The 7,876-nt window shown below is 57.9% G+C and carries 7 protein-coding genes; 1 reads left to right on the top strand and 6 read right to left on the bottom strand.

The annotated features are described in order from the left end of the window. Positions 1 to 39 precede the first annotated feature (39 nt). The 6 genes from G454_RS0110240 to G454_RS0110215 form a co-directional block, all read right to left on the bottom strand. A complete protein-coding gene (locus G454_RS0110240; RefSeq protein WP_027718552.1) occupies positions 40 to 1,164 on the bottom strand; it encodes a hypothetical protein in 1,125 nt (374 codons plus the stop codon). A 64-nt stretch (positions 1,165 to 1,228) separates the two neighbouring features. Then, the gene (locus tag G454_RS20410) at positions 1,229 to 2,506 is read right to left on the bottom strand and encodes a DUF4830 domain-containing protein (RefSeq protein WP_051276212.1); all 1,278 of its coding nucleotides are present in this window, start codon (positions 2,504 to 2,506) and stop codon (positions 1,229 to 1,231) included. A 37-nt stretch (positions 2,507 to 2,543) separates the two neighbouring features. After that, positions 2,544 to 2,903: a hypothetical protein gene (locus G454_RS0110230; protein WP_027718551.1), complete on the bottom strand. Its 360-nt coding sequence runs from the start codon at positions 2,901 to 2,903 to the stop codon at positions 2,544 to 2,546. Between the two features lie 44 nt (positions 2,904 to 2,947). After that, positions 2,948 to 3,772, bottom strand: coding sequence for a copper amine oxidase N-terminal domain-containing protein (locus G454_RS0110225; protein WP_027718550.1), 825 nt, complete (start codon positions 3,770 to 3,772; stop codon positions 2,948 to 2,950). Positions 3,773 to 3,927: 155 nt separating this feature from the next. Continuing rightward, complete coding sequence (locus G454_RS0110220) at positions 3,928 to 4,647, bottom strand: SIMPL domain-containing protein (protein WP_027718549.1); 720 nt, start codon at positions 4,645 to 4,647, stop codon at positions 3,928 to 3,930. A 33-nt stretch (positions 4,648 to 4,680) separates the two neighbouring features. Further along, positions 4,681 to 6,066: an S-layer homology domain-containing protein gene (locus G454_RS0110215; RefSeq protein ID WP_027718548.1), complete on the bottom strand. Its 1,386-nt coding sequence runs from the start codon at positions 6,064 to 6,066 to the stop codon at positions 4,681 to 4,683. A 296-nt stretch (positions 6,067 to 6,362) separates the two neighbouring features. Between G454_RS0110215 and G454_RS18690 the strand changes: the two genes are divergently transcribed. Further along, complete coding sequence (locus G454_RS18690) at positions 6,363 to 7,874, top strand: MDR family MFS transporter (protein ID WP_051276210.1); 1,512 nt, start codon at positions 6,363 to 6,365, stop codon at positions 7,872 to 7,874. Positions 7,875 to 7,876: the final 2 nt, after the last annotated feature.

Below are 7,876 nucleotides of genomic sequence, written 5' to 3'. Positions count from 1 at the left end.
AGACACCACCTGATATTAAGTTATATCAGGTGGTGTCTTTTAGCAATAGGTTTGTTTGTTATTTGCTAATGCCAAGAGAACTGTTTTTAGCTCCCGCGCTTCGTGGTAGTTCTCCGGTGTTACTGGTACGAGGACACTGGTCCTGCACCACAGCTCGCCGTTTACGACCTTTTCGGCCAGCATTTTAACCACCGCACCCGCAGGCAGGGTGTGCAGGCATATGCCTTCAGCGTCCGGTTGCTCGTAAACCGCTGCTGCCGAAGATACCAGCCGGTAGCGCGCGGGCGCCCCTGTATCAAAGCGTAAACCGGGGTTGCGTATCTCTATGTAGGCATGAGTACAAGTGCCGCTGTTAACGTGAAACTCAGCATCGGCATCTAGAAAGTAGTAAACGCCCTCGGGCAGGCCAGAAGGAATGCGTATCTGCCATATAGCTTCTTTGCAGGAAGCGTAGTTTTTGACCAACCCGATTTGCGAGTGAAAGAGACCCAGGGCAGGGGCTCTATTGCTTTCCCCACAAAATTTTTGGCACTCACTGCTCACAAGGCGGACGAAAATTTGGCCGCCCGCCTCCACCCTTAGCTGCGAGGCAACTACGTAATTGCTGCCATACCAGAATATTTCAGCAGCGCCCTGCCGGAGCAAATCAGTAAACTTGACTGCACTACTTCTGCCGGCAATGTCGTTTCCAATAAAACGGACCTCCAGGTTGTTTAACAACTCCTTAACTCCACTTTCCCCTTTTGGTTTGAGGTAAAATCTAAATATATCGGCATTGTAACCGTCGACAATCTTTGCGGCCAGTTCCGCCGCTACCGATTCCGTCCCGGCACCTTCCGGGTAAACAATAATCCCCTCCCACCCTGCCGCCTGTAGACCGGCAAGGCCTATTATCACTTCCGCACCCCGGTCACCTGGCGTTGGTGGTCGGCGAAAATATACCGTAAGTTCGGCAGCCTCAGCCTTTTGTTCGTTTTCGCTGCCGAAGCAAATCATATTGACGCTGATTTTCTCAGCGGCCGATAAAGAATGGTGCCGTCTACCGCTTTGCGCCAGTCCCACCTCGAATTGGCACCCGCCTGCCAGCACGGCCATGATCATGAGAATCAAAGGAAAGAAAACTCTTGCACCGGCATAATCAAGCTTTGCCCCTCTTTTTTTCACCCAAATTTTGTTCCACCTCCATTGGCATCGACCGTTCTCCTTATGCAAAGCACCTTTCGACACCTTACGGCCCGGTGCCGATGCCGGCTATGCGCCAACCACCCAAGGGAGGCTCTTTTTTAAGTGTAAAGAAAAGGGTGTGCCTACCGCTGTCCATGGTGATAAGCTTTTTAAACTGCAGGTCCACTTCTACCGCAAAGTTCCTGGTTTCCGGATCACGCTCTCCGGAAAAGACGTTCATTTCCTTAACGCTCAATACCGTAGCCCGCCGGACGTTTCCAATGCCGTCCGGGGAAGCCTCTTCGTAAGAGCCGTTGTACAACCAGTTGTTATCCATGTTCGCAAAGAGATAGCCAGTAAGGGATTCCCTGGTCAGGCAGGCATAGGCCAGGCTGTGGTCGCCCCTGTTCACGGCATCGTAGTAGACCCTGATTACTTCTTCCAGGGACAGGGTGGCCAGCTTACGCTCGCGCTCGTCTCCCGGGTCGGCAAAGCCCGCGGCCCACTGCGCAAACGTTTTTCCGGTGACTTCTTCCAGGCGCCGCCCCTTCAGGGAGCAGGCAAACCCGTAGTGGCGCCCGGCATCCAGCCAGGAGCCGATTATGCGGCCCCCGCTCTTCACCACCACCGCCCGCCCTGCCCAGCGGCGGGGACCCATGAATTCCGGAAGGGGCTCGGCAACTTTATAAAGGCTCACTTCCACCTCTTGCCCGAGATAGGGGGACAAGTCCAGGCCGACGTCCCTGCTCAGTTCGTTGTTATACGCCCAGTAAAGCACCACGGGAAATTCGCCCGCGCGGTGAAGAAGCCTTTCGGGAAGCTTAACCGTCCCGCTGTTGATTTTCGCCAGGGCCGTCCACCCGTGCTGCTTTAAGAATGCCGCATTGGGCTCTTCGAGGGCCCCGGAAATTTGCCGGTATCCGGCGAGGCTGAAGAGCAGGCCGTTGAAGGCCGGGGGAACCTGCACCCAGCCGTCGTCAAGTTCGATGTAGCCCCGCGCATCGGGGTCCCAGGCACGGCAGAGGTAGGGATAGCGCCTGGTCTCCCCTGCCGCCTCCCCCCTTTTTACGAAAAAAGAGAGGTAATGCCTTTCCGGCGGGGGCTCGGGGGGCGCGGCGGGGATTGCTTCTTCTTCGAGCAGGCGCAGGAAAAAGGCCGCTACGGCCGGGTCGTCGATTCTCACCAGTGTTCGCACGTGGGGGTACTCCCACACCGTCAGGCCTGCTATGTTCCGCCGATCCTCGCGGTAGGAAAACTCCTCCCGGGGAGGAGCGCTGCATCCGGACAAAAAAATTAATAAGAGGAGAGCTACCGCAAACCAGCCGACTGCCTTTACTCCCATCTTCTCCTCACCCTCATCTATCCTTAATTATGCCCGGCTATCGAGAACCGAGAAAAAGCAAGACCAGGAGCCCGAGGTTTGCCAGCAGCAGCCCCGCAACAAAAACCCACGGGATAAAAACCCACGGTCGATTGGTTGCCCCCAGCATGAGCGCAAGGGCCGCACCTACCGGCAGCAGGGGCAGCAGCCATGCGGAGGGGCCAAAACGCGGTGTGCAGCCGAGGTACCAGGCAAACGGAGCGTAGAGCGCGGCGGCAAAAAGCAGCCAGAGCGGCCTTCTCATTAGCACACCCGCCACGGCAAGGGCGCAAGAAGCGGCCACGGTGTGCCAGCCGATTAATAAGGCGGCCAGCAGGTTTGGGAGCACCTTCAGTATGCGCTCTATTAATCGTTCCATTAAGCAACATCCTTAATCTTTATCTTTAAATATGGTAGGGGTTTTTACGGTGTTGGGGGAGAACCCGCCGTCACCGGGTCCACCAGCACAGGCGGCCTTTTTAACTCCTGCGTTTTTAGCGGGCCCCTTGACGCCACCACTTCCCAGCCAAACCCGCCTTGCTCCAGCTCGGCCCGGTATGAGCCGTTTTCCCGGTGCTCCCGCAGGAGCGGTTCGCCCTTTGGTGCCACGGTAAATTCCCAATCCTCGTACCAGAACCCGCTGGGTGTGGGCCCCCGGCGGCTGAGCACCCGCTCTTTATGAGCGACTTTTTCTTCATACAGCAAAGTGCCGGCTCTCACCGCAGAACCGCTAAAATCGGCAAAGTACAGCCGCACCGTTATGTGGTAAGCACCCCGCTGTGCGCCGCGAAAGTCTCTTAGAGGAGGGGGCGCGATGGCCAAAGAGTCGTTGGTAAGGTACATAACCTCGTATTTGATCAGGACTTTTGCGGGGTTCCAGGTGCAAGGGTCGGTCCAGTGCTGCTCGGCTATGTGGCGGCGGAGCGCCGTCACCGCCCCGAGTGCCGCGTAGTCGTCGGGGGCCACGGGACCGGCAAGGGCCCGGTGCCTATAAAGGTTGAGTACAAAAGAGGCACTGCCGCCGGTAACGGTGGCGGTCCCGGATGCTTCATCCCACTCCACTACCGCCCCCAGAGCTTCTGCCACCGCCCGTAAGGAAACCATGAGGCGTCCGCTTTCTATCCTTGGCGTCACGTCAAAGGAAAGCGGCTCTCCGTTGACAACCACCTTCACCGGGCTTCCCGCCGCGGCCTTAGCCGCAAGGCCAGCCATTATGACGATAAAAACAAGGAACAGAACTTTTTTCATTACCTGTGCCTCCTTCCTGCCCGGTAAGGCGGGTGCTATGATATGCCAAAGGCTACCTCCTGCAACTGCCATTCTTTACCCTCATACCTCGCCTCAAATTCCACCATTACGGCGCCGAGATTGCCGCGCCAGGCTTCAGCCCAGAGTATTGCGCATCACCAAGCGGCAATGGCATATCTCACGTGCACCGTGGCCGTTATTTCAATCTGCCCGGGCAATACAGGCGTGGACTCGGACGGAAGTGCCCTCGCATCACGGTAAACTGGAGGCACCGGCCAATAGACATCCACCGAGGCGCTTTGAAGCGCACCAAGCTTTACCCCCAGCGCCCGGGCCAGTGCTTCTGCCTTGCGTCGGGCGTCCTGCGCGGCCAGGGCCAGGGCTTCCAGCCCCGGCGCGGTAGTGTCGCCGGGCATGAGGCGCAGGCTCTGCACCTGGTTTGCCCCGGAGGCCAGAGCCACATCAATAACCTTACCGGCCATGTCTACGGGCTTCACCTTCACCACCAGGCTGTTAACGGCCCGGTAGGCCACTATCTGGGACGGCTCTTCCTTTGCCGGCGCCTCATTATATTCCGGATGCACGCTAAGCCCCCCGGTGTGCATGTCGGCATCATCTAAACCAAGCTCTTTGAGTTTTTGTATCACCGCCTGCATGCGCCTGCCGTTTTCCGCCTGGGCCTCTGCCGCCGTGGTCCCCTGAGTTACCACGCCCACGGTGACTTCCGCCATATCCGGCACGACATAGACCCTGCCGGTGCCGATGACCGCTATACCTCCGGCATCCGGCTCCGCCGCCCATACCGGCAAGGCAAAACAAAAAAGCACTATTAGAGAAACAAAGCACCCAACAATCCTGTTAGCTTTGGTGTGCATCTAACATTACCTCCCGCAAATTTTCCTTTTGCGTTATTTACCCGGGAGCACGGGCATTTCCCCGGCCTCTCTGGCTTCGGGCGGCAGCTCAATCTTGACCTGTTCCCCGTAGGCGTAATCCTCCATCCGCATGTGCATCTCGATGAGCTCATACGGCATCGCCTCGCCCTGGAAGCGGTCGGCAAAAGTTATCACCGTCCTCAACTCGCTGCCGCAGGACAGGTAATCGTCCGCCTTGATGTAGTCCCTGCCCCAGTAGGATATGGACCTGATTAATTTCCCGGCTTCGTTCAGGGAGCGCTCAAACTGCGGCCCGCCCAGCGTGCCGCGCAGTGATTCGGGCACGGCCAGCTTTAGAAAGGCAGCCAGGTCATCAATCCGCCCGTAATATCCTACCTCAAACACTTTGCGGCCCTCTTTTTCCGCGGTCCCCAAGAGCTGGTAGTGGAAGTAGGGTTTCAATTCCTCCGGTATCCTGCCACCGCTCGACCTGATTGCCTCCAGTCTCTCTTTCATCAAAGTTTCTAAATCCGGTGCAGCGTTCTCCGGCAGGCGCACCCATTCCGCTCCGCCCGTGGCCGGGTTGGCCATCTTCATGTACATTTTCCCGTTAACCAGGTACTGTTCTACCTCCATCTCCGGCAGCCGCCCGCCCTCTGCGGCAGGACCTCCGGCAGCTGTAAACCGCCAACGGGTGACCTGGTGCACGGTTGCGGGCAGAAGCAGTTCCGTGGTCATTTCCCCCGCGGCGCTCAAAGCGGGCACCTGACCGGCCATCCCGGCGCGGGGCTGCATGACCATGTCAATATGTGCCTTGACACGCATGGCCTTGACGTCGGCATGCGCCCGTCCGCTTTTTTCCACGATGTCCACCGCCTGCGGGTCGCTGCCGAACACGCGGGCCAGGAAGTCGGCCGCTTCCCCAACGGTAAGCGTACCTTCCGGATTGGACCGGGCGGAAATCAACCCCTGGTTGACCAGCCAGTTGTACAGCGAACTGCCCCAGTGGTCGGACTTTAAAGGACCGGCTTCAGGCTGGCCCGCGGTGCCGTACAAACCTAAGGCGCGGGCCACCATGACTGCGGCTTCCGCGCCGCTCACGGGCTGGCCGGGCCGCAGGGTGCCGTCGGGATAACCGGCCATAATTCCCTTCTCTTTAAGTGTGGCCAGGGCGGGGGCAAACCAGCTCAGCGGGTCCACATCCGTTCCCAGGTCAACCTGAGCGCTCGCTGCCGGCAGCCCGGCTGCCTTGACCAGCATGGCTCCGAAGGCGCCACGGGTAACCGGCCCATTTGTGTCGGGAGCTTCCGGAAAGACGCCCAATAGCTCTTCCCTATCCGGCGGTTGAGCGAAAGCCAGGGAAACGCCGGCAAAAGCCACTAAAAGGAGGACCAGTACGGGAAAGATAAACCTGCGCATATGATTTCTACCTTCCTTCACCGGAAAACTTAGGTTAATTGAACCATCTCTCAGAGAAAACGTCAAGTAAAACCCTGTCGAACATTGTCACCAGCGGAGTCTATATGTTCTGCCGGGGCCGGACGCCCTACAGCCATGGCCAATTTCTTCCAGCTGATCCCTTCACCTTCTCTTTTGTACGGCCTGAAGTACGCGCATAATCTTGAGGTTTTCTTGATAACTCGAGTTTTAGGAGTTATAATACTTAACGTGTTAAACTATTAAAAGTTTTAAATTTTAAAGGGGGCCAAAACTCGGTGCTGGAAATACTTACCGTCAAAAAAAGAAGGTACCTTTTGGTGGCGCTCGTGATTACCATGTTTACCTCCGCAATTAACCAGACGGTGGTAGCCACGGCCATGCCCCACATTGTAGCCGAACTGGGCGGGCTCGATCTTTACAGCTGGCCAGCCACCGCCTTTCTCCTGGCCTCCACCGTGGTGATCCCGCTAACCGGCAAGTTTTCAGACATATGGGGACGCCGGCCTTTCTTCCTGGGCGGGGTCCTCCTCTTTCTCCTCGGCTCCTGGGCCTCAGGCATGTCCCATACCATGGGCTGGCTGATTGGAGCGAGGGCCGTGCAGGGCCTCGGCGGCGGCATGCTCATGGCCATGAACACAATTACCATCGGCGAACTCTTTCCCCCTGCACAAAGGGGGCGCTGGCAGGGAATCATGATGAGCATTTTTGCCCTTGCCACCCTCTGCGGCCCGACTTTAGGCGGCTGGATTACCGATCATTTAAGCTGGCGGTGGGTTTTTTACGTCAGCGCTCCCTTTGGGCTAATTGCCCTGGGGCTGCTCACTTATGCCCTGCCTGCCTACAGAAAACCGGTTAAATCCGTGTACAATTACGGCAGCCCCCTGCTCTTAACCATCGCACTGCTCGGCCTGCTGCTGGCCCTAACTTTTGCCCAGCAGGACTTGGGCTGGACCACCCGGCGCGTTCTAACTGGCTTTGGAGTAGCCGCAGTCGCAGGGGGTTTATTCGTTCTGGCCGATCGGCAATCACCCGAGCCGTTACTGTCGGCCCGGCTGTGGAAGAATACCGTTTTTGTCGTCTCTACACTTATTTTGTTTCTCGTCACCCTCAGCATGTTTGCCGTAACTTTGTACTTGCCCATGTACCTACAGGTGGTGACCGGGATCACCGCTACCCACTCCGGCACCCTTCTGACGCCGCTTATGCTTTCACTGGTGGTGGGGGCAATCGCCAGCGGCCAGCTCATTTCCCGCCTGCGCCGATACAAAGTGTGTGCCGTCCTGGGCTTAGCGGTAGCCACCGGCGGCATGTTCTACTTGGGCCGGTTGCCGGCCGACGCTACACATGCCATGGTGATTACAGGGATGATCATCACCGGCACCGGTATGGGGGTGGCCATGCCCACATTTACCGTAGCCGTACAAAACACGGTGCGGCGCACGGAGTTGGGCGTGGTTACCGCAGTTTCCCAGCTCTTCCGGAGCATCGGAGGGGTCTTCGGCAGCGCCCTTATTGGCAATCTTGTCATCGGCGACCTGCGCAGCCGCCTGGCTTCTTTTCTGCCTCCGGGAGCCGCCTCAACGGCTGATCCCGGCCGGGCGCTTACCGGCCTGCTGCAGGCCCCCGGCGATCCGCGCGTGGTGATGTTCAAATACGCCTTTTCTCAAAGTATAACCCACGGCTTTTTCGTCGGTGCCCTGTTACTCACGGTAGGCCTCGTAGTCTCCATTTGCCTTCCCGACCGGGAGCTCAAAGCCCGCTGGGAGGAACAGCCGCAAACTGACTAACA

Source organism: Desulfovirgula thermocuniculi DSM 16036 (assembly GCF_000429345.1).
Classification (GTDB): domain Bacteria; phylum Bacillota; class Desulfotomaculia; order Desulfotomaculales; family Desulfovirgulaceae; genus Desulfovirgula; species Desulfovirgula thermocuniculi.
The sequence above is the reverse complement of the archived record's forward strand: the minus strand, read 5'-3'. Positions and strand labels throughout refer to the sequence as shown.